We start from the raw sequence: 20621 nt of genomic DNA, 5'->3' as shown, positions 1-20621 counted from the left end.
TATAACAAACAGCGCATGGCTGGCCATGCGCTGTTTGTTATTCCTGTTAAAATCCCAGAATCGCTTTGATCATAGAAGTCGTTTCCCCGCCTTCATAAAACACGTAAAGCAGCAGGTAAACAGCAACACCTGTAATAGCAGTAAAAAACCAAATTACACTTGTTATAGGCCCAAGTTTTCTATGCTTTTCCAAATTGTTTTTTAGCCCTAGCGTAATAGTGATAATTCCCATCACAGCCCCTACAGTAGCCAGAGTAATATGGAAAATTAAGAAAGCGGTATAGTATACCTTAATTTGATCCGGTCCCCCGAAAGCCGTATTTCCAATAAAAATCGTCCGGCTGGCATAGATGACAAAAAAGATAATAGCAAATAAAGCCGCTAACAGCATTGTCTTCCTATGCTGTTCAATTTTTCTTTGTTTAATTTGAACCCAGCCGATAGCGACCGTAATTGCGCTAAGCACAATAAACGCTGTGCTGATCGTTGGTAAAATAGGTAATGACATATCTTTGGATCCTCTCTCCCGTTGTAATAAGTTTAAACGAAGTTAAAGCATGTAATGAAAACAATTATACAAAGCACCTTCCAAAAGCAGCGCCCTCCCCTTCAATCAAAACGAGCGCAGCTTAGCAATGAGCGTATGTACGAAATAAAAGAGAAGGCAGAATACACTTCTCTTTTATTTCATATAATTTGTTTGATGCTGCAGTAATGCTTCGTCCGCTTGACCTTCTTTTTCTCTTTCCTTGCGAGCCCATTCAAAGAAGACTAAAGCAAGAATATAGCCGTAAACGATCTCCTGAATAATTTTCATAATAACGCCGCCCAGTTGCTGGTCCTCTAAGATCGGCATGCTTGAGAATAGCTCTGGGCCGGTTAGATTCAGCTGTTGTAAGGTACCCGTCGGCACACAAAGCTCCATTGCCTGTATCCAAGCACTTGCATCACTATAGGTAGCGTAGACTGGAGCAGAAGCAAAGATGATTAATCCACAAGCAGGAGTTAGCAGAATGCCGTCAGCAAAAATATAGCCAATCTTCCTTAATCCACCCAGCTTCTTGCCATCAGGCATTGTATTTAATAACGGCCACCACATAAAGAGGGCGAAAATGAAAAGCGCCACTGTATAAAGAGTGTGAAGAGCCACGCTCATCTTGACGTAATCGAATACGATCGGCAAGTGATAGATGGAGAATAGGCCATTAAACAAAATTAAAGCAATTAATGGCTTTGTAAAAAAAGCGAAAACAGGCTTCACTACAGGATGGTCAATGATCTTTTTCCATACCCACCAAGGTATTCCCCGCAGAAACAGCGGAACAACTACTAAATAAAGCACAGCCATCTGGATCATGTGATAAGTAAACATGATATGTCCTAACAAATCGATCGGCGATCCTTTAACTGCATATAAAATCACCATGGAAGCGACAAATAAGGCCCCTTGACGCTTTGTTAACGGTTCATCGCCTTCAAACTTGTTTCTCCATTTCACTGTTACTAAAAAGTAACCAGCTGTCACTAAAATGAGAAACCCTAAAAAATAAGGACTCCATAAAGCTTGAAAGCCAAAAATGCTAATCGGCATTTTATTCACCTCGTTATTATTTTCGACGCCTCGTCTTCATTATACCTGTCTATAAATTTGCTAGCAATGTTATGAAATGACAAGTTCTTGACAGCGGATATCTATTGTACAAGCAAAAACCCGCCCTCTAAAGAGGACGGGTTTTGCTGATTTATGCCCAGCGCATTACCACCAAATAATTGTCACAAAGGCTAAAATTGTAAGAAACGCTACTCCAATACCAGACCACATAAACATTGAAGGGGCTTCATGACCTTTCTCACCCATATGCATGAAATAGTAAAGCTGAAAGCCCACTTGAATGACGGCTAAAAGCAAAATGACTGGAATGACAAACCATTTTGAGAAGCCAGCAGCCACTGCTGCGAACGAAATCACTGTAAAGAAAATCATTAACGTAAACGTAGCTACTTGAATCCTCATGCCCTCTGCATTTTTTCTGCGGCGGTATTCATAATCGAGTCTTGGGTTATTTGTGTTAGATTGATTATTCACCATCTACTTATCCCACCATTCCCATTAAGTATACTACCGTAAAGATAAATACCCATACAACGTCGATAAAGTGCCAGTAAAGGCTCGCTACATAAAACTTTGGCGCGTTGTAGAGGTTTAAACCTCGGCCAGCATTACGAACGATCAAGGCAATGAACCATGCTAATCCAAAAATTACGTGAGCACCGTGGAATCCAGTTAATGTATAGAACGCTGAACCAAAGGCACTGCTCGTAAAAGTATGATCAAATGCATGATAATAATGAACGAATTCATAAATTTCGCAGCCTAGGAATCCTAAACCTAAGAGCACTGTAATGACTAGCCAAAGCTGCATTTTCTTGAAGTCATAGTTTTTCAGATGATACATTGCATATACGCTTGTTAACGAGCTCGTTAATAGAAGCATCGTCATAACAAAGACTAAAGGCAGTTCAAAGAGATCCTTTGCAAGCGCATGATCCGGGCTTGGCACTTTGTCCTTAAGAGCGATATAAGTAGCGAAGAGAGAGGCGAATAATACCGTCTCTCCGCCTAGGAAGAACCAGAACCCTAAGAATTTGTTCTTCCCTTCAAGCGTTGCTCGTTCCGGGCCTTCAGGCCATGTTTGGGGTGTGTATTTTTCATCAGCATTCATTACGCTTTAACCCCCTTATTATCATCATCGTCTTCCATTAGGTCCTCTTTATGGATATGGAATCCATGGTCATCCTTAATGGAGCGGTAAAGCATTGCACCAAAAGTGATAGCTAATCCGATAATTAAAACCGGAATAGCCCATGGCTTATCGTCTACTTGGTACATTGCGCCAAACGCGGCAACGAATAGACCGAACGAGATGACAACCGGCACAAAGGATGGGTTCGGCATATGAATATCGCCGATTGGCTCTGCTGGTGTCAATGTATCCTTGCCTTCCATTTTTTCTAGCCAGTAAGCATCCAACCCGCGAACGAGTGGTAACTGCTTAAAGTTATAGAAAGGAGCTGGTGAAGGAAGGGCCCATTCTAGCGTACGGCCATCTCCCCAAGGATCATTGCCTACTCTTTCATTTTTCATAGTAGTTATTACAATATTCACAAGTAGAGAAACAACCCCAATTGCCATGAAAGCTGCTCCTACAGAGCTTACTAAGTTTCCTGTATCCAGTCCCTGCCCAGGGAGGAATGTCCATACACGGCGCGGCATTCCCATTAGACCAAGGAAATGCTGGACGAAGAATGTTAAATGGAAACCAACAAAGAAGAAGAAGAAGGTAAACTTCCCGATCTTCTCACTTAGCATTGTTCCAAACATTTTTGGCCAGTAGAAGTGTGTACCGGCTAGAAGTGCAAGTACTACCCCTCCTACAATAACGTAGTGGAAGTGAGCAACGATAAAGTAACTGTCATGGTACTGATAGTCTGCTGGGGCTGCTGCCTGCATAACCCCTGTTACCCCACCCATAACGAACGACGGAATAAAGGCAACTGCATAAATCATTGGTACTGTAAATTTAATGCTTCCTCCCCAGATGGTGAGAAGCCAGTTAAAGATCTTAATACCTGTAGGCACTGCGATCGCCATTGTTGCAACAGCGAAAATAGCATTGGCAACAGGACCTAAACCAACCGTAAACATATGGTGAGCCCATACCATGAAACCAAGGAAACCAATTAGCACTGTTGCGAATACCATGGAAGAATATCCGAACAAACGCTTCCTTGAGAACGTCGCAAAAATTTCTGAGAAAATACCGAACGCCGGTAAGATCAAAATATATACTTCCGGATGTCCGAAAATCCAGAAGAAGTGTTCCCAAATAATTGTGTTACCGCCGGCTGCTACGTTAAAGAAGTTGGCGCCAAACATACGGTCAAACGTCAACATAAAGATAGAAGCTGTCAGCGGAGGGAATGCAAACAAAATTAATGCAGAAGCCACAAATGTTGTCCATGTAAATAATGGCATTCTCATATAAGTCATACCAGGGGCACGCATATTGATAATCGTAACGAGGAAGTTAATCCCCCCCATTAACGTACCAAAACCTGAAATCTGCAATCCTAAGGCATAGAAATCGATCCCATGTCCTTCCGAAGCCAAAGATAAAGATGCGTAAGAAGTCCACCCTGCATCCGGTGCTCCGCCAAGGAACCAGGATAAGTTTAAAAATACTCCTCCAAAGAAGAACAACCAAAAGCCTAGTGCATTAATAAATGGGAATGCAACGTCGCGCGCCCCAATCTGAAGCGGCATAATCGCATTCATAAAACCAAGCAGTAAAGGCATGGCCGCTAGGAAGATCATTGTCGTCCCGTGCATAGTAAGCAGTTCATTATAGAAACCGGCACTGACAAAGTCATTGTTTGGTACAGCAAGCTGAATACGGATAAGCATAGCTTCTATACCACCTAGGAGGAAGAAAAATCCACCGGCAATTAAGTACAGAATCGCAATTTTTTTATGGTCAACTGTTGTTAAGTAGTCCCAAATTGTACTTGCGAAACCCCGTTTTTGTGCAATGGTACTCAACGGTTATACCTCCTTTTTATTTCTTTATTTTTCTTCTACTTTCAGACTCATTAAGTATGATGCTAATTGATCAAGCTCTTCTTCACTTAACTCCTGATAAGTGCCTGTCATTTTATTGCCCGGCTTGTATTGCTCTGGGTCACGAATCCAGTTTTTCAACTCTTCTTCATTGTGGTCCAGAATACCAGCAATACGTGAACGTTCTCCAAATGTTGCTAAGTTTGGTGCAAGTCTAGCTTGTTCCGGACGTCCATCTTGAGGCGTGACTGCATGACAGCTTAAGCAGCTTTGTTCAAAGATTTGCTGGCCTTGCGCTGCAGCTGTATCTGCTGGTGCAACTTCTTCAGCCGATTGCATAGCGTTCAGCCAAGCCTGGAAGTCTTCCTGAGATTTTGTTTCAACTTTGAAGTCCATTAGAGCATGCGATGGACCGCAAAGCTCAGCACATTTTCCGTAGAACAAGTTGTTCGCTTCGTCAGCCTTTTCGCTGTCAAACTCCAGCCAGAACTTATTCACGTTATCCGTATTCGTATCCATTTTTCCTCCTGCAGCAGGGATCCAAAATGAATGCTTTACGTCAGATGCAATTAAGTTGAAGTACACTTTCTGATCTGTCGGAACAACCAATTCTTGAGAAGTAATCACCCCGTAATCCGGGTACTCAAACTCCCACCAATAAAGGGATGCACGCACGTTCACTACTAAAGCATCGCGCACTCCTTCTTCATTTGGCTCCTCATCCATCGCTTTAACATCAGCTTGATCGAATGTCATAATAACTGTTGGCACAGCGAGGATAAGTAAAAGAACAATTGGAATGACTGTCCAGACAATCTCAAGCGTGTGACTCCCTTCAACTTGCTTAGGGATTTTGTCTTCCTCGCCTTTCTTGCGGCGGAAGCGCGTAATAGCAAGAACGAAGATGATAGTGACTACTACGATGACTGCTACCATAATGACTGTACTTAAGATCATCAAGTCATACTGCTGATACGCAACTTCCCCTGCAGGTGTAAGCGTGGAAAGGAATGGCTCTCCGCAACCTGACAGTACGAGTGCCAAAGCGGCGAATACTGACATTAGCCGCCATTTACTTAGCCTGTTTTTCATAGCGTAATTAAACCTCTCTTTCTTAGGAAATTCTACAGCGGTAGGAGTATTTATGTGGATTTCTTTGTCAAGAAAGAACTCCCTCAATTAAATAACAGTGAAGATAACCATCGCTACAAATAAGATAGTTAAATACTGCAAGGAATAAATAAACATCCGTTTTGCCCATTTTAGATCATCCTTCGTTCGGTAGCCGGATAATCCGATAAAGAGCCAGCCAATATTTAAGGCCGTCGCCAGCACGACAAAGGCTGTACCGAGGGATGTCATAAAAAACGGAATCGGCAGCAAAGCGGCTACCCATAAGATAATGTGTCGCTTTGTTACTGCAAACCCTTTCACTACAGGAAGCATCGGAATTCCTGCAGCCCGGTACTCTTCACATCGCCGCATTGCAAGAGCATAGAAATGCGGCGGCTGCCATATAAACATGAGCAGGAACAGCATCCAAGCCACGGTATGTAAATTAGGATCGACGGCTGCCCATCCTATCAATGGAGGTACAGCACCTGAGATACTCCCAACTACTGTATTGCTGACATGCCGGCGTTTTGACCACATGGAGTAAAGTACAACATAGCTAAATACCCCAATCAATCCAATCAGGCCTGCTGCAAATGTTGTCAAAAATAAAAAAGCTGAACCAATTACTATAAAAGCAAGGCTCATGACTAACACTTTAGAATAGCCAATTTTGCCTGTTACTGTCGGACGGGATTTTGTTCGCTCCATCAGCGGGTCGATGTCTCTGTCAATATAATTGTTTAAACTGGCAGACCCAGCAATAATCATGGATGATCCGATCAATGTATAGAAAATTGTGTCCAACTCAGACAAGAAACGTAAATCGCTAAAAACAACAGCTAGCCATAAACCTGTAAAAACAGTCATCAAATTGGAGTTTACAATCCCAATTTTGATTAGAGCAAGGAAATCTTTCATAGCTGTCGTTTCTGGAAGTTTTGATTTCTCCATTGTTGTTGCGGCACGTGACACCTTCTTCCCCCCTCTCGCTAAAAACAGCCTACCCATTCTAAAAAACAAATTATACATTTCTTCTCTTTCTAAACCAATATAGCTGTAAACTACCTAAAAATTGGTTGTTTACTCCATATTAAATCATATCATCCTATTCTTTTGTGAACACTGCATGAACTAAATATGTCGAATTTGTGACCACTAAAGACATACTGTTCCTATCGCTTTCAATTTGTAGGATAATTAAGAAGAAAGACGTGAAAAATTTGTTAAAAAAACGTTTTGTAAAAGATAGGCAGACGGGTTTCTTCTACATATAAGAATACCATGTCCACACAATTTTACAAGTTGTCTTTTAGTTTCATCTTCTGTATTATCGAATAGGTAATTTCTTTACATATGCAACAGTTTTCAATATATATAAGTAGGTGAACAACATGCATCGCTCTTTAAAGTGGCTGGCTGTTTTGACAACGCTCGGCATGTTTCTCGTTCTTCTCGGGGGAGCCTTAGTGACAAAAACTGACTCAGGTCTCGGATGCGGGAATGAATGGCCGTTATGCCACGGGCAAATCATCCCTGAAAATATTACAATTGAAACCGTTATTGAATTATCCCACCGGGTCGTTTCCGGTGGTGTCGGTTTGCTTCTGGCCGCTCTTTCTATTGTCGCCTGGCGAACGATCGGTTATAAGCGGGAAACGAAATTTTTAGTTATTCTGTCTCTTTTCTTTTTAATTGCACAAGCATTAATCGGTGCTGCAGCTGTTGTTTGGGGACAGTCTGACTTTGTTTTGGCATTGCACTTCGGCATTTCTCTTATCTCTTTTGCTGCTGTGCTTCTGCTGACGCTTTTGATTTTTGAAATCGATCAGAAGTTTGATGCTTCTACTGTAGTAATCGATAAAAAGCTGAAATGGCATACAATCGGTGTGACTCTCTATAGTTATATAGTCGTCTACACAGGAGCCCTTGTCCGGCACACGAAGGCCAGTCTAACCTGCCCTGACTGGCCTTTCTGTGTAAATGCCAGCCCCTTCATGTCGTTTAATATGTACCAAGGAATTCAAATGGGGCACCGGTTAGCTGCCGGCCTAATTTTTTTATGGATTCTATACATCGCTGCTATGGCCATTAGAAATTACAAGCATCAGCGCGTAATTTATTGGGGATGGATCATTGCTCTTACACTCGTTTCTTTACAAGTTCTTTCAGGTGCTGCCGTTGTCTTGACAGGCCTTAACCTGTATGTTGCGCTTGCTCATGCTTTCTTCATCTCTTGCCTGTTCGGTCTGCTGTGCTACTTCATTCTTCTCATCTCCAGAAGCAAGCTTAACGAGGGCTCCGTCTCAAAAGTTTCATAAAAAAAGAAGCGGGATAGATCCGCTTCTTTTTTTATTTTATTTCTCCAATTCGATTAACAAGTCGCCCGCAGAAATAGCTTCCCCGTTCTGTACGTAAATATCTTTCACCGTGCCCGCAAATGGCGCTTGAACTGTTGTCTCCATCTTCATCGCTTCTGTAATCATTAAGTGGTCACCCGGTGCCACCTTCTCCCCCTTTTCCACAAGCAGCTTGATAACCGTTCCCGGCATAGTTGCTGCAATGTGGCTTTCGTTTCTCGGGTCTGCTTTCACTTTAGCAGCCACCGAGGACTTAATACCCTCATCTTTAACGACAACTTCACGCGGCTGTCCGTTCAATTCAAAGTAAACCGTACGCGTGCCGTCTGCCTGGGCTTGTCCGATAGAAACCAGCTTCACAATTAACGTCTTTCCTTTTTCGATTTCAATTTCAGTTTCTTCGCCTAGTCTCATGCCATAAAGGAAAGTCGGAGTGTCTAGCACAGACACATCTCCAAACTGATCTACTGTTTTAGCATATTCAAGAAATACCTTTGGATATAGCGCATAAGCAATCACGTCATGATCCGTTACTTGTCGGCCGAGCTCTTGATAAAGCTCTTGACGAATTGCCCCGAAATCAACGCTCTCTAGCAGCTCTCCCGGGCGAACTGTAATTGGCTCTTTTCCTTTTAAAATTACTTTTTGCAGTTCTTTCGGGAATCCGCCTGCCGGCTGGCCTAAATACCCCTCAAACAGCTCAATGACGGAATCAGGAAAATCAATCTTGTCTCCTTTCTCCAGCACCTCTTCTTCTGTTAAATCATTCTGCACCATAAATAAGGCCATGTCGCCGACAACCTTAGAGGAAGGTGTGACTTTTACGATGTCGCCAAACATCATATTGACCCGGCTGTACATGTCTTTCACTTCTTCCCAGCGCTCGCCAAGTCCAACGGCTTTGGCCTGCTGCTGGAGGTTGCTGTACTGGCCGCCCGGCATTTCATGCTTGTAGATTTCAGGATGCGGAGCATTCATACCACTCTCAAAGTCTTGGTAGTAGTGTCGAACTCCTTCCCAGTATTTAGAGAGCTGTTCAAAGGCTCCTGCTTTCACAGAAGGCTCACGTTCTGTTCCTCTCAATGCATAACAAAGCGAGTCTGCGCTCGGCTGTGAGGTCATCCCTGCCATGGAGCTGGCCGCTACATCCACGATATCTACGCCCGCTTCAATGGCTTTGGCATACATGTAAATGCCGTTCCCGCTTGTATCATGTGTATGGAGGTGAATCGGAAGATCGACTGTTTCCTTCAACTCAGAAATCAGCCGGTAGGCAGCCTGCGGCTTTAATAAGCCTGCCATATCTTTAATACCAAGAATGTGCGCTCCTTGGTTCTCCAGCTCTTTCGCCATATCTTTATAATACTGAATATTGTATTTGGAACGGGACGGATCATCAATATCTCCCGTATAACAAATGGCAGCCTCAGCGACCTTGCCTGTTTGCCGTACCGCATCAATTGCTGTTTCCATGCCTTTCACCCAGTTTAAACTGTCAAAGATCCGAAAAACATCGATGCCCGCATCCGCTGATTGCTGAACGAATTCATTAATCACGTTATCCGGATAATTCTTATAGCCCACAGCATTAGACGCGCGCAGGAGCATCTGGAACAGTACATTCGGCATTTCTTCCCTTAAAGTAATGAGACGCTTCCATGGATCCTCTTTTAGAAAACGATAGGACACATCAAATGTCGCGCCCCCCCACATTTCTACCGAGAAAAGCTCGGGCAGCAGCTTAGCCGTCGGTTCTGCGATGCGCACTAGATCATTCGTCCGCACGCGAGTGGCAAGAAGTGACTGATGGGCATCCCGGAAAGTCGTATCTGTCAGCAATACATCATGACGAGACTTCACCCACTCTGCCAAACCTTCTGCCCCTTTTTCCTCCAGCAGCTGCTTTGTTCCAGCAGGAATCTCTTTCAGTTCGCTTGTATTTGGCATAAAAGGACGATCAAAAATCGGTTTTTTCTTCTTTTCGATGCCTGGAAAGCCATTGATGGTGACGTTGCTGATATAGTTAAGCATTTTAGTTCCGCGGTCCTTGCTCTCCGAGAACACAAACAATTCAGGCGCTGTATCGATAAAGGAAGTATCATAATCACCAGTAATAAACTTCTCATGCTGCATGACCTTTTCCAGGAATGGAATGTTTGTCTTTATCCCCCGAATACGAAACTCCCGTAAATTTCGCAGCATTTTGGAAGCTGCTTGTTCGAATGTCATAGCATGGGTGGATACCTTTACAAGCAAGGAATCATAGTGAGAGGTGATCACTGCACCTTGGAAGGCATTCCCCGCATCGAGCCGAACACCAAAGCCGCCGCCTGAGCGATAAGCCATAATTTTCCCCGTATCCGGCATAAAATCATTCAACGGGTCTTCTGTTGTTACGCGGGATTGAATAGCATAGCCATGTATAGTGATTTTCTCTTGAGAAGGAATCCCTGCTTTTTCACTATGTAAAGAATAGCCTTCCGCAATCATGATCTGTGTCTGTACAATGTCTACACCAGTAATCATTTCTGTAATTGTATGTTCTACTTGAATGCGCGGATTGACCTCAATAAAGTAAAACTTATCCTCTGCCACCAGGAACTCTACAGTTCCGGCATTTAAATAATCGACATTCTTCATCAGCTGTACAGCCGCTTCACAGATATCATTTCTTAAATCTTCAGATAATGATACACAAGGAGCTACTTCTACAACCTTTTGATGCCGGCGCTGGACAGAACAATCGCGCTCGTATAAGTGGATAACATTTCCTTCTCTATCTCCGAGGATCTGCACTTCAATATGTTTTGGATTCTTTACGAATTTCTCGACGTATACCTCATCGCTTCCAAATGCTGCCTTCGCTTCCGACTTGGCTCGATCATAAGCCTCTTTTACTTCCTCGGCGCTGTTGACAATCCGCATGCCGCGTCCGCCGCCGCCAAGAGCTGCTTTAATAATAATTGGAAAACCGTGCTCCTCGCCAAAGGTTGAGACTTCCTCTAAGCCGGAGACTGGTCCATCCGTTCCCGGGATGACAGGAATTCCTGCCTTTTGAGCTTGTTCCCTAGCCTTCACCTTGTCCCCAAACATATCCAAGTGCTTAGTTTCCGGGCCGATAAAGATAAGCCCTTCTTCTTCGCATCTTCTTGCGAATTCAATATTTTCTGACAAAAAACCATAACCCGGGTGGATTGCATCCACTTCTGCCTGTTTGGCAACCCGGATAATATCTTCGATGTCCAAGTACGCTTCAATCGGCTTTTTTCCTTCTCCGACTAAATACGCTTCATCCGCTTTATAGCGGTGATACGATCCTGAATCTTCCTTTGAGTAAATCGCTACTGTACGGATATGAAGCTCCGTACAGGCGCGAAATACACGAATAGCAATTTCTCCTCTATTCGCAACGAGTACTTTACTGATGTTCCTCATGCACTCTCCCCCTTACTGTTTGATAAAAGCATATTTAAAAATTCACACGTAGGTGAATCCTTACCCCTTTGTTAAATAGATGACCGGTTTTTCTTATAAATTTTTTCATATTTGACAAACATAGAGATATTAACCAAAATACCCAGCGAAAGCGAGAGCAGCAAGAGCGAAGACCCTCCATAGCTGATCAGCGGCAGCGGTACCCCGGTAATTGGAATGAGACCGGTTACTCCTCCAAGGTTGATGAATGACTGAATGCCAATCATACTGGAAATCCCGACGGCCAGCATGGCTCCAAATGGATCCCGGCATTTAACAGCGGTATAAAAGCCTCTTAGTACAAGATAGCCTAAGCCGCCTACTACAATGAGAACCCCTAGGACGCCTAACTCCTCCGCAATAACTGCCATGATAAAGTCCGTATGGGGTTCAGGCAAATAACCAAGCTTTTGTACACTCTGGCCTAGTCCGGTTCCTGTCACTCCCCCTGAGCCAATAGCTAGGTAGGAGTTAACCAGATGATAGCCGTCACCTTGCTCGTACTTAAACGGTTCTAGGTAGCCTGTGATCCGGCTCATCTTCTCCTCCGTAAAAATCTTATCCTTCTGCAGAAGGATCAATGGGGACAGCACAACAGCACAGATTAAACCGAGAACTACTAGCTTCCACATGCTTTTCAGCTTCATACCTGATGCAATGATAATCGTACACCCGATAAAGAATATAATAGCAGCTGTACCAAAGTCGGGCTCCGCCGCTATCAGCGTACAAAAGAACACGAGCAAAATAACAGGCGGGGTGACTCCTTTATTAAATGAATTAATGTATTTCTGTTTTTTCGCATAAACAGCTGACATGTAAATAATAATAACCAGTTTAGCAAACTCTGAAGGCTGCAAAGACGCTCCGCCAAGACGAATCCAGCTCTTTGCGTTATTAGAAACGGTTCCAAATACCATTAAAGACAAAAGTAAAAAAGAAATGCCTGCAACAATTACAAGTAAAAATTTGCTGTTTTTATAGGCTTTGTAAGGAAAGATCGCAGCACCAATAAAAAATAGCGAGGCAATGATAACATGAATCTTCTGCTTGTTATAAAAGTAGTCGCTAGCAACTTCATAGCGCTGAACAGCCGTGACTGAACTTGCACTGTAAATCATCATCAGCCCGAACAGGCATAGAAGAAAGAAAGTTACTATCAGTGAGTAATCATATGAACGAATAATTTTTTTCCACATATCCATCTTCCTATCTATTGCATTGAGATGAAGCATCAATGGTATTATCTGCATTATGTAAAAAAACTCAAACAGCATATAATAGGTGTTTGAGTTTCTTGGCATTAATTCTGAGTAGATGCTTCGTGAAGAGCTGAAAGTTCCCGTTCTAGCGAATCAATCAGTTCTTTTCCATCTTTTTCATCGATTAATCCTAAACGAATCGCAAAATCTATTTCACGGGATAAGCCAAACATTTGTGTATCCAGTACCTCTTCGTATAAAGGGCACTGGGGCATCGTTAAGTTGTCCATTTGAACCTTGATGAGGCGCAAAATTTTATCTGCGTCTGCTTGCAATAGAGAGTAGGCTTTTTCCCGATGATTGACTTTTAATTCAGACGCCATATTTAACTCCCCCTGTTTTAACACAATGAATTACTTGATACGTAAAATTTTATCGTTAATATACCCAATTTGCAAGGAATTTCGAATTTCCTCCTGACAAGAAAAGAATCTAGCGTTATACTTGTTCATGTAATCTACGTAAGGGAGAGAGCCCGATGGAATATATTATGCCTATTAAAGGAAAAGTAAAGTTTCCGGTTACATTAGATGCTGGTGTCTGGATTTTTGATGATCGGCGCATCGATTTGGATACATACTTTGATCAACCGAATGACTCGGATTTTCTTGCTGATGAAGAATATACAAAAAGTATTTCGAAGTTTTGGGATAAAGAAATTCGCGAGGGTGCCGTATTCCCTCCAACCATTAAATCCGAAAAGAAATTCGAAAAAACAAAGGTACTAACCGGCACCTTTGGGGTTCCCTTTAAACCGTTCCTAGAAAATGCATCGCCTGAGTCTAGTGCTCAGCTTCTCATTATTGAAACGGCAGACGAGGAAGTTAAGCTGCCGCTTGAGCGTGCAGATGACATCATCCTTGCCTTTTCTAAAGAAGGAAAACCTCTTCGGGAAGATGGTCCCGTCCATATATTGTTCAAGGATGGCTCCAATCGCAACAATCCGATTCGCTTCGTTAAAGGCTTTCGTATAGAATAGGCAATTAAAATTACAAAGAAGGCTGGCCTGGAGAGAGACTCCAGGCCAGCCTTCTTTGTTGAAACTCCCTTTCCACAACAATTTTCCACCATTTCTGTGTATAATCTAGTGTAATGGAAGTTACAGAATGTCAGCAGCAAGCTGCGCAAGCCCGGACCGTTCCCCTTTCATTAATTTAATATGTCCAGCGACTGATTGATCCTTAAATTTTTCAATCACATAGGTCAGCCCGTTGTTGTATTCATCTAAATAAGGGTGATCAATCTGCGCAGTGTCTCCCATTAGTACAATTTTACTTTGTTCTCCCACCCTGGTTAAAATCGTTTTGACCTCATGCTTTGTTAAATTTTGAGCCTCATCGATAATAATATACTGCTCTGGTATGCTTCTTCCGCGTATATAGGTTAGAGCTTCAACCTCTACGGAATGCAGCCCTGCTAAAATTTGATCAATTTCTCCTGGTTTTTTCGTATTGAACAAATATTCTAAATTGTCATAAATTGGTTGTACCCAGGGGCGCAGCTTCTCTTGCTTCTCGCCAGGTAAATACCCGATATCCTTACCTACTGGAACAATCGGGCGAGCAACAAGAAGCTTTTTAAACAGCTGGAGATCTTCTGTCTGCAATAGACCCGCCGCAAGCGCAAGCAGCGTTTTTCCTGTTCCTGCCTTCCCCGCCATTGTGACGAGCGGAATATCAGTTCTCATGAGCAGTTCAATAGCCATCATTTGCTGGACATTACGCGGTTTAATTCCCCATATAATGTCATCCTGGTAAGCAAGCTTTCTTAAAGAACCGGCGGATGCATCTACCATTCCTACCGCAGAAGCTGAGCTGCCAAGTGCATCTTTTAACAATAAAAACTGATTTGGATAAAACGGGTGATGCGCAATTTCCGACAAAGGTAATTCCCCACGCTGATAGAACAAGTCAATCGTCTTTTTAGCCACATACACTTCGAGAAACCCTTTGTAGATATCACTCAGTTCAACGACACGGTCACTCAAAAAGTCCTGAGCCTGGAGGCCAATGGCGTCTGCTTTCACACGAACGAGGGTATCCTTGCTTACTAAGATAACCGCCCGCCCATTCTCCTTTGCTTCCTCCTCAAGAGAGAGGTTCTTCGCTACTGCTAAAATACGATTGTCATTCGTTTTCTCAACAAATACATCCTGCAGCTTTTGAAACGACCGATGGTTTAATTCGATGCGCAGACTTCCTCCGCTTTCGAGCTTGATGCTTTCGTGGAGCCTTCCGTTCTCCCTAAGCTGATCAATCAGTTTTGAAACAAACCTGGCATTTCTCCCTATTTCATCCATGTAGCGCTTCTTCGCATCTAATTCCTCCAGCACCACCGCGGGGATAACTACTTCATTATCTTCAAAGGAAAAAATAGCATGAGGATCCTGCAACAATACATTCGTATCCAGCACATAAATTTTACTCAACGATACGCCTCCTGCTTTGTATGTCTTTTTTTATTATATGAATATTTACCCTGCTGCGTTCAACACCTCAGAAAAAGCTGTTTGTTGAATAAGAATACAAGTAAATCGAGAAGATATAAACAGCCTTTTCTTATTAACATTGAAAGAGGTGAAAAATGTGAAGCTCTTCCTCCCTTTATTGCTAGCAGCTTTCCTATTTGGCTGCGCTCAAAATAACAACGCGGAAATAGGCGTGAACAGCGAACAACCCGCTGACGATCAGGCCCCTCGTCAAGTACAGGTGAAAAATAGCGAGCCAAATGATACACAGCAGCTATCTATGCGTGAGTCCTCCCGCCTGCTGGCAGATACCGCCCGGAGAATCCCTGGAGTCCAAGATGCGACAGCTGTAACATGGGGGTCGTATGCAGTAGTTGGAATTGACGTTGATGCTAATCTGGACCGTACAGAAGTGGGATCTATTAAATATGCGGTCGCTGAAGGGTTAAAAGACCAAACACACGGCAAAGAAGCCGTTGTCGTTGCTGATCCTGACCTGTATGCCCGGCTGAAAGAAGTCGGCCAGGATATGGAAAATGGACAGCCCTTGGAAGGTATAGCTAACGAACTAGCTGATATCGCTGGCCGCGCTATGCCTGAAGTACCGGGAGAACTAAATGAACACCATACAGATCAATCAACAGAAGATCCGAAAAAGCAGCTATCCCCTAACGAACGTCAGGAGTTAGAGAAGCAGCAGGAAGAACAATCTAATCATTACAAATAGCCTCTACCTGTCCACTCCTTCTCTAGGAGTTCCGTTAATTCTTGGAGCTGACCTTTACTTTAAGCGTCAGCTCCCTTTTTTAGTGCTTCTATAACTTGTTGATCCAGCCTTTCAGCAGCTCTCTTATCATACGTCTTTTGGTGCTTCGGTTCAGCGACTACCTTTGATCCGTAGAACATTACGTCTCTAATCTCTGATACCTTCAATTCGATAATCGCCATCGGAACAGGCAGGCTGTCTACATTCTCTGTAAGCACCTTTCCATTTCCTGTAATCGAGTAAGCTGATTCATTCGCAAGCAAATGGACGGCGACAGCGGACTGATGTTTAATGTTTTGTACAATCCGTGAGCGGCGGTCCGCGGCCAGACGCAGCGTATATTCATCGAAAGCCCTGATCCAGGAGATGGCATGAATGGTGGGCCCCCCGGATTCATGATCGATCGTCGCTACGGTAACAAGGCGGTCCTCCTGCAAAGCTTCAAATAGTTCAGGCACCAAATGTGTCTCCACTCTGTTAGCCAAATTCATCGCCTCCTTTCCTCTATTATACATGATCTCCCCAGCCGCTCACGAATTTTAGCTTTTTTCGTTTTTTTATGTTCTTTACTCAATCATATGGCTTTCCTAGGCCAAGCATGCGTGGAAAGCAGAGGTTTCATGAACAGAAATGAAAAAACTTCTGTACACATGATATAATACACAAAAAGGCAGGAGGCAACAGAGATGAGAGTAAAATGCATATTATGCGAAAAAATAGAAAAGATTGATGATGAGCTGCTGATCGCAAAGCAGCTGCGAAATCGTCCAATCCATACGTATATGTGCCCTGAATGTCAGGAACGGATTGCTGACAAAACACAAAAGCGTATAGAGACAGGCAAATTTCATGTGTACCGTTCAGGGAAAGAAAAGAGCTTTTTATAGATCATACCCCTTCGCTATTAAGAAGGATATGGAATTAAAATAAAGAAAGCCGGCTGTGCAGCGGCAACAAAAAAAGACCGCCAAAAATCGCGGTCTTTTTTTGTTACTGTTAAAAGATAAGGCGTTCACACAGAGTGATCCTGCCCCTCCTCGTTTTCTTGCTTATGAAGCTTTAACCTTAACTTGTAAACACCGAGCACCAGCGCAGCGACAAACAAGCTTTCTACCACCGGCAGCTGGTATGATAAAATCAATAAAAGCAGAGAGCCTGCGATTAAAGAGACATAGATCACGATGTTTTGGATGACAGACAATTTCTTGGCGAACCCTAAATTATATACTACAATACAAAGCAGTATAATGGTTGCCCAGTACACCCACACGGCCCCGTTCACACCAATCAGCTGAACTAAAGCGCCGAGCAGCGGGCTGACATGCTCTAACCCTTCCACTCCCTATCTCTCCCTTACAAATTAGATTTCTGCGTTCTTTTTCTTCTTCGCTGCACGTTCACGCTCGTTTTTATCAAGAATCTTCTTGCGAAGACGAATAGATTCTGGAGTAATCTCACAATATTCATCTTCATTCAGGTACTCAAGCGCTTCTTCAAGTGTTAAAATTCTCGGCTTTTTCATTGTTGTCGTTTGTTCCTTCGTTGCTGATCGAACGTTTGTTGCCTGCTTAACCTTCGTAATATTAACTGTCAGATCGTTTTCGCGAGTATGTTCGCCAACAATCATTCCGGCATAAATTTCTGTGCCCGGTTCAACAAAGATTGTTCCGCGATCTTCAACCTGCATAATACCATATGGAGACGCCTTTCCTGTTTCCATTGAAACAAGCACACCTTGGCGGCGGCCACCTACCCGTCCCTGCTGCATCGGCTGATAGCCGTCAAATGTATGGTTAATAATTCCATAGCCGCGTGTCATCGTTAAGAATTCAGTTGTGTAACCGATTAAGCCGCGTGCAGGAACCATAAACGTCAGACGAACTTGTCCATTTCCGTTGTTTACCATGTCCAGCATTTCACCTTTTCGGGATCCTAGTGATTCAATCACCGAACCTGTGTATTCTTCTGGAACATCAATTTGAACCCGTTCTACCGGCTCACAGCGTACGCCATCAATTTCTTTAATAATAACTTCCGGCTTGGATACTTGAATCTCAAATCCTTCCCGGCGCATATTTTCGAGCAGGATCGATAAGTGAAGTTCTCCACGGCCAGAAACAACCCATGCATCTGGAGAATCCGTCTCTTCTACACGTAAGCTTACGTCTGTTTCAAGCTGTGTTTCTAGTCTTTCCTGAATCTTTCTAGATGTCACAAACTTTCCTTCACGTCCTGCAAATGGACTGTTGTTGACTAGGAATGTCATTTGAAGGGTCGGCTCATCGATGTGAAGAATCGGGAGTGCTTCTTGGTATTCAACCGGGCATACTGTCTCTCCTACGTTGATGTCCTCCATGCCGGATACCGCCACTAAGTCTCCTGCATAAGCTTCTTCAATTTCTATCCGCTTTAGACCCATGAATCCAAACAGCTTCGTCACTCGGAACTGTTTCACTGATCCATCTGTTTTCATTAACGCTACTTGCTGGCCTACCTTAATCGTTCCTCGGAAAATTCGCCCAATCCCGATACGGCCGACATAATCATTGTAATCCAAAAGAGATACCTGGAATTGAAGAGGTTCGTCACGGTTATCCACTGGAGCAGGTATATGCTCGATAATCGCTTCAAACAATGATTCCATGTTCTCATCCTGCTGGTCTGAAGTCGTGCTCGCTGTGCCGTTAATACCGGAAGCATAAATGACTGGAAACTCCAGCTGTTCATCGTTGGCATCTAATTCAATGAAAAGCTCTAATACTTCATCTACCACTTCATCTGGTCTGGCAAAGTCGCGGTCGATTTTGTTCACTACAACGATAGGACGCAAGTTTTGCTCGAGTGCCTTCTTTAGGACAAAGCGAGTTTGTGGCATACATCCTTCATAAGCATCGACCACAAGCAAAACGCCGTCTACCATTTTCATAATACGCTCAACTTCTCCTCCGAAGTCGGCATGCCCTGGTGTATCCAGGATATTAATTTTTGTATCTTTATATTGAATTGCTGTATTTTTTGCTAAAATGGTAATTCCGCGTTCCTTCTCAATATCATTGGAATCCATTGCACGTTCTTCCACTTGTTCATTGCTTCTGAAAATACCTGATTGTTTAAGAAGCTCATCCACGAGCGTTGTTTTTCCGTGGTCAACGTGAGCAATAATCGCAATATTTCTTAAATCTTTTCTAGTGTTCAAGTGAGTTCCTCCTGACTAATATAAAACCCTCGATCTGTAAAACACCTCTTGTAACTGAACTATTATATCACAGCTCTCCTTAAAATTCTATTTATGATTATAGGTTCCTCTTATCGAAAAAATCTTGTACAATATAGAGAGAAAAAGGAGGCACAACTGTGAAAGAAATTAAATGGATTTTTGTATTATTCGCTATTGCCGCTGCCGCATGCATGATCGGTATGGGAGTTGCTATAGGAGAAGAAAGCATTATTGGCCTCATCGCGTGTATCGTGGCCCTCATTGCCGTCATGGGACTCGGCTTTTCTACAAAAGCCAAAATGCGGCGCGCTGGAAAATTATAAGCCTGTTAGAAAATTCAACGCACCTTTGCCGGTAGCTTGTCATCGTCAAAGGTGCTTTTTGTTTCATACGGAAAAAGGGGCAAGCGTCATTTGCCCCTTTTTTTATTTCTCTAATAGAAAATGGTGCAGAATTGTCTCATGAAGCCCCGGTGAGCTGGCAAATACACTATTTCGATTGAGCATATCGAGCGGTTCACCAGATAGAGTAGAGACTACGCCTCCAACTTCTTCAATCAATATTTTTCCAGCGGCAAAATCCCAGGGAGACAGCCTCATCGTTAAATAACTATCGAGCCGTCCGGACGCTACATAGGCCATCTCTAGAGCGGCTGAGCCGTAAGAACGCACACCTCTTACCTTTGTTGCTAATTCGACGAGTTTGCGCTCGTCAAAATAAGCGTTTTTCACAAGCCACGTTGCATTGACCGCAATAAGTGCCTTTTCAATTGGAACACTGGACAGCTCAGGGAGCTGTACACCATTCATATAAGCGCCTTTTCCCCGCTCCGCACAATACAGCTCATCGTGCGTTACATCGTACACATAACCTAAACGGCCAACACCATCTTCATATACTCCAATCGAAATGGCAAAGTGCCGCTGCTGATGCACAAAGTTCATCGTGCCATCGATCGGATCAATAATCCACACTATCCCATTTAAGCTGGACAAGTGATCCCCCTGTCCTTCTTCTCCAAGAATAAGATGCCCTGGAAATGTTTGACGCACATTGGAAATAAAAAAGCGTTCCGTCTCTTTATCAATATTTGTCACTAAGTCATTAGGGTTAGACTTCGTCTGGATGCTCAATGAGTGTTTAAACGAACGCCGGATTGCTTTTCCCGCTTCTTCAATCCATAGTCTGACTCTTCTATCTATTTCCGTCCAATTCTCCATACATATTCCTCCACTGCGGAAAGTTACATCCCGTTCTAACTGTCTTAAGGAAATTATAGTACACATTCCCTTTTTTGCAAAACAAAAACAGACCCGCTCAGCTTGCTGCGAGTCTGTTTAATGT

At 43.3% G+C, this 20621-nt stretch carries 20 protein-coding genes; 5 read left to right on the top strand and 15 right to left on the bottom strand.

Annotated features, from left to right (window positions below):
• Nucleotides 1-46: 46 nt before the first annotated feature.
• The 7 genes from QY97_RS00590 to cyoE all read right to left on the bottom strand — a co-directional run bounded on the left by QY97_RS00590 (nucleotide 47) and on the right by cyoE (nucleotide 6685).
• On the bottom strand, nucleotides 47-508 hold the full coding sequence (locus QY97_RS00590; RefSeq protein WP_039231903.1) for a DUF420 domain-containing protein: 462 nt from the start codon (nucleotides 506-508) through the stop codon (nucleotides 47-49).
• A 174-nt stretch (nucleotides 509-682) separates the two neighbouring features.
• The gene (gene ctaG, locus QY97_RS00585; RefSeq protein ID WP_039231901.1) at nucleotides 683-1591 is read right to left on the bottom strand and encodes a cytochrome c oxidase assembly factor CtaG; all 909 of its coding nucleotides are present in this window, start codon (nucleotides 1589-1591) and stop codon (nucleotides 683-685) included.
• A 165-nt stretch (nucleotides 1592-1756) separates the two neighbouring features.
• Complete coding sequence (ctaF, locus tag QY97_RS00580) at nucleotides 1757-2089, bottom strand: cytochrome c oxidase subunit IVB (protein ID WP_039231899.1); 333 nt, start codon at nucleotides 2087-2089, stop codon at nucleotides 1757-1759.
• Between the two features lie 4 nt (nucleotides 2090-2093).
• Nucleotides 2094-2723, bottom strand: coding sequence for a cytochrome (ubi)quinol oxidase subunit III (locus QY97_RS00575; protein ID WP_039231897.1), 630 nt, complete (start codon nucleotides 2721-2723; stop codon nucleotides 2094-2096).
• Nucleotides 2723-4600 carry a cytochrome c oxidase subunit I gene (gene ctaD / locus QY97_RS00570; RefSeq protein ID WP_039231894.1) on the bottom strand — a complete coding sequence of 626 codons (1878 nt, stop codon included), beginning with the start codon at nucleotides 4598-4600 and terminating at the stop codon, nucleotides 2723-2725. Before ctaD ends, QY97_RS00575 begins: the two co-directional genes overlap by 1 nt.
• Before the next feature lie 24 nt (nucleotides 4601-4624).
• On the bottom strand, nucleotides 4625-5710 hold the full coding sequence (gene coxB, locus QY97_RS00565; RefSeq protein WP_039231891.1) for a cytochrome c oxidase subunit II: 1086 nt from the start codon (nucleotides 5708-5710) through the stop codon (nucleotides 4625-4627).
• 87 nt (nucleotides 5711-5797) lie between these two features.
• The gene (gene cyoE / locus QY97_RS00560; protein WP_039232203.1) at nucleotides 5798-6685 is read right to left on the bottom strand and encodes a heme o synthase; all 888 of its coding nucleotides are present in this window, start codon (nucleotides 6683-6685) and stop codon (nucleotides 5798-5800) included.
• Nucleotides 6686-7125: 440 nt separating this feature from the next.
• On the opposite strand from cyoE, the gene QY97_RS00555 reads away from it, so the two are divergent.
• Nucleotides 7126-8052 (top strand): COX15/CtaA family protein, encoded by a 927-nt coding sequence (locus tag QY97_RS00555; RefSeq protein ID WP_039231888.1) that lies wholly within the window; start codon nucleotides 7126-7128, stop codon nucleotides 8050-8052.
• A gap of 36 nt (nucleotides 8053-8088) precedes the next feature.
• On the opposite strand, the gene pyc is transcribed toward QY97_RS00555, so the two are convergent.
• The 3 genes from pyc to QY97_RS00540 form a co-directional block, all read right to left on the bottom strand.
• Nucleotides 8089-11526, bottom strand: a complete 3438-nt coding sequence (pyc, locus tag QY97_RS00550; RefSeq protein WP_039231885.1) for a pyruvate carboxylase — start codon at nucleotides 11524-11526, stop codon at nucleotides 8089-8091.
• A gap of 71 nt (nucleotides 11527-11597) precedes the next feature.
• Nucleotides 11598-12764, bottom strand: a complete 1167-nt coding sequence (locus QY97_RS00545) for an FtsW/RodA/SpoVE family cell cycle protein (RefSeq protein WP_039231882.1) — start codon at nucleotides 12762-12764, stop codon at nucleotides 11598-11600.
• A 104-nt stretch (nucleotides 12765-12868) separates the two neighbouring features.
• Nucleotides 12869-13150, bottom strand: a complete 282-nt coding sequence (locus QY97_RS00540; protein ID WP_039231879.1) for a YlaN family protein — start codon at nucleotides 13148-13150, stop codon at nucleotides 12869-12871.
• Nucleotides 13151-13305: 155 nt separating this feature from the next.
• Here QY97_RS00540 and QY97_RS00535 point away from each other — a divergent pair, with 155 nt between their 5' ends.
• The gene (locus QY97_RS00535; RefSeq protein WP_039231876.1) at nucleotides 13306-13806 is read left to right on the top strand and encodes a molybdopterin-binding protein; all 501 of its coding nucleotides are present in this window, start codon (nucleotides 13306-13308) and stop codon (nucleotides 13804-13806) included.
• 120 nt (nucleotides 13807-13926) lie between these two features.
• Here the strand turns inward: QY97_RS00535 and QY97_RS00530 are convergent, their stop codons facing one another.
• Nucleotides 13927-15255 carry a PhoH family protein gene (locus QY97_RS00530; protein WP_039231873.1) on the bottom strand — a complete coding sequence of 443 codons (1329 nt, stop codon included), beginning with the start codon at nucleotides 15253-15255 and terminating at the stop codon, nucleotides 13927-13929.
• Between the two features lie 157 nt (nucleotides 15256-15412).
• Here QY97_RS00530 and QY97_RS00525 point away from each other — a divergent pair, with 157 nt between their 5' ends.
• The gene (locus tag QY97_RS00525; RefSeq protein ID WP_229731566.1) at nucleotides 15413-16021 is read left to right on the top strand and encodes a YhcN/YlaJ family sporulation lipoprotein; all 609 of its coding nucleotides are present in this window, start codon (nucleotides 15413-15415) and stop codon (nucleotides 16019-16021) included.
• A gap of 59 nt (nucleotides 16022-16080) precedes the next feature.
• Here QY97_RS00525 and QY97_RS00520 read toward each other — a convergent pair whose 3' ends face one another.
• A complete protein-coding gene (locus QY97_RS00520; protein ID WP_315849908.1) occupies nucleotides 16081-16551 on the bottom strand; it encodes a pyridoxamine 5'-phosphate oxidase family protein in 471 nt (156 codons plus the stop codon).
• A 195-nt stretch (nucleotides 16552-16746) separates the two neighbouring features.
• On the opposite strand from QY97_RS00520, the gene QY97_RS00515 reads away from it, so the two are divergent.
• Nucleotides 16747-16947, top strand: coding sequence for a YlaI family protein (locus QY97_RS00515; protein WP_039231869.1), 201 nt, complete (start codon nucleotides 16747-16749; stop codon nucleotides 16945-16947).
• A 125-nt stretch (nucleotides 16948-17072) separates the two neighbouring features.
• Here the strand turns inward: QY97_RS00515 and QY97_RS00510 are convergent, their stop codons facing one another.
• Together QY97_RS00510 and typA are read right to left on the bottom strand one after the other, a co-directional pair.
• Nucleotides 17073-17372: a YlaH-like family protein gene (locus QY97_RS00510; RefSeq protein WP_046128655.1), complete on the bottom strand. Its 300-nt coding sequence runs from the start codon at nucleotides 17370-17372 to the stop codon at nucleotides 17073-17075.
• Between the two features lie 48 nt (nucleotides 17373-17420).
• Entirely contained in the window at nucleotides 17421-19256 is a 1836-nt protein-coding gene (gene typA / locus QY97_RS00505; RefSeq protein WP_039231866.1) for a translational GTPase TypA, read from the bottom strand.
• Nucleotides 19257-19414: 158 nt separating this feature from the next.
• On the opposite strand from typA, the gene QY97_RS00500 reads away from it, so the two are divergent.
• Nucleotides 19415-19600, top strand: a complete 186-nt coding sequence (locus QY97_RS00500) for a YlaF family protein (RefSeq protein ID WP_039231863.1) — start codon at nucleotides 19415-19417, stop codon at nucleotides 19598-19600.
• Nucleotides 19601-19702: 102 nt separating this feature from the next.
• On the opposite strand, the gene QY97_RS00495 is transcribed toward QY97_RS00500, so the two are convergent.
• Nucleotides 19703-20497 carry an inositol monophosphatase family protein gene (locus tag QY97_RS00495; RefSeq protein WP_039231860.1) on the bottom strand — a complete coding sequence of 265 codons (795 nt, stop codon included), beginning with the start codon at nucleotides 20495-20497 and terminating at the stop codon, nucleotides 19703-19705.
• Between the last annotated feature and the right edge of the window lie 124 nt (nucleotides 20498-20621).

This window comes from Bacillus thermotolerans, from assembly GCF_000812025.2.
Taxonomy (GTDB): Bacteria; Bacillota; Bacilli; order Bacillales; family Domibacillaceae; genus Quasibacillus; species Quasibacillus thermotolerans.
Note: the sequence above shows the minus strand (reverse complement) of the source record. Positions and strands in the feature narration are given on the sequence as shown.

What these genes read in the sequence shown, in the direction of transcription:
- QY97_RS00590 (WP_039231903.1), bottom strand. Translation starts at nt 508, where the DNA reads ATGTCATTACCTATTTTACCAACGATCAGCACAGCGTTTATTGTGCTT.
- ctaG (WP_039231901.1), bottom strand. Translation starts at nt 1,591, where the DNA reads ATGCCGATTAGCATTTTTGGCTTTCAAGCTTTATGGAGTCCTTATTTT.
- ctaF (WP_039231899.1), bottom strand. Translation starts at nt 2,089, where the DNA reads ATGGTGAATAATCAATCTAACACAAATAACCCAAGACTCGATTATGAA.
- QY97_RS00575 (WP_039231897.1), bottom strand. Translation starts at nt 2,723, where the DNA reads ATGAATGCTGATGAAAAATACACACCCCAAACATGGCCTGAAGGCCCG.
- coxB (WP_039231891.1), bottom strand. Translation starts at nt 5,710, where the DNA reads ATGAAAAACAGGCTAAGTAAATGGCGGCTAATGTCAGTATTCGCCGCT.
- cyoE (WP_039232203.1), bottom strand. Translation starts at nt 6,685, where the DNA reads ATGGAGAAATCAAAACTTCCAGAAACGACAGCTATGAAAGATTTCCTT.
- QY97_RS00555 (WP_039231888.1), top strand. Translation starts at nt 7,126, where the DNA reads ATGCATCGCTCTTTAAAGTGGCTGGCTGTTTTGACAACGCTCGGCATG.
- pyc (WP_039231885.1), bottom strand. Translation starts at nt 11,526, where the DNA reads ATGAGGAACATCAGTAAAGTACTCGTTGCGAATAGAGGAGAAATTGCT.
- QY97_RS00545 (WP_039231882.1), bottom strand. Translation starts at nt 12,764, where the DNA reads ATGTGGAAAAAAATTATTCGTTCATATGATTACTCACTGATAGTAACT.
- QY97_RS00540 (WP_039231879.1), bottom strand. Translation starts at nt 13,150, where the DNA reads ATGGCGTCTGAATTAAAAGTCAATCATCGGGAAAAAGCCTACTCTCTA.
- QY97_RS00535 (WP_039231876.1), top strand. Translation starts at nt 13,306, where the DNA reads ATGGAATATATTATGCCTATTAAAGGAAAAGTAAAGTTTCCGGTTACA.
- QY97_RS00520 (WP_315849908.1), bottom strand. Translation starts at nt 16,551, where the DNA reads ATGAATTTGGCTAACAGAGTGGAGACACATTTGGTGCCTGAACTATTT.
- QY97_RS00515 (WP_039231869.1), top strand. Translation starts at nt 16,747, where the DNA reads ATGAGAGTAAAATGCATATTATGCGAAAAAATAGAAAAGATTGATGAT.
- QY97_RS00495 (WP_039231860.1), bottom strand. Translation starts at nt 20,497, where the DNA reads ATGGAGAATTGGACGGAAATAGATAGAAGAGTCAGACTATGGATTGAA.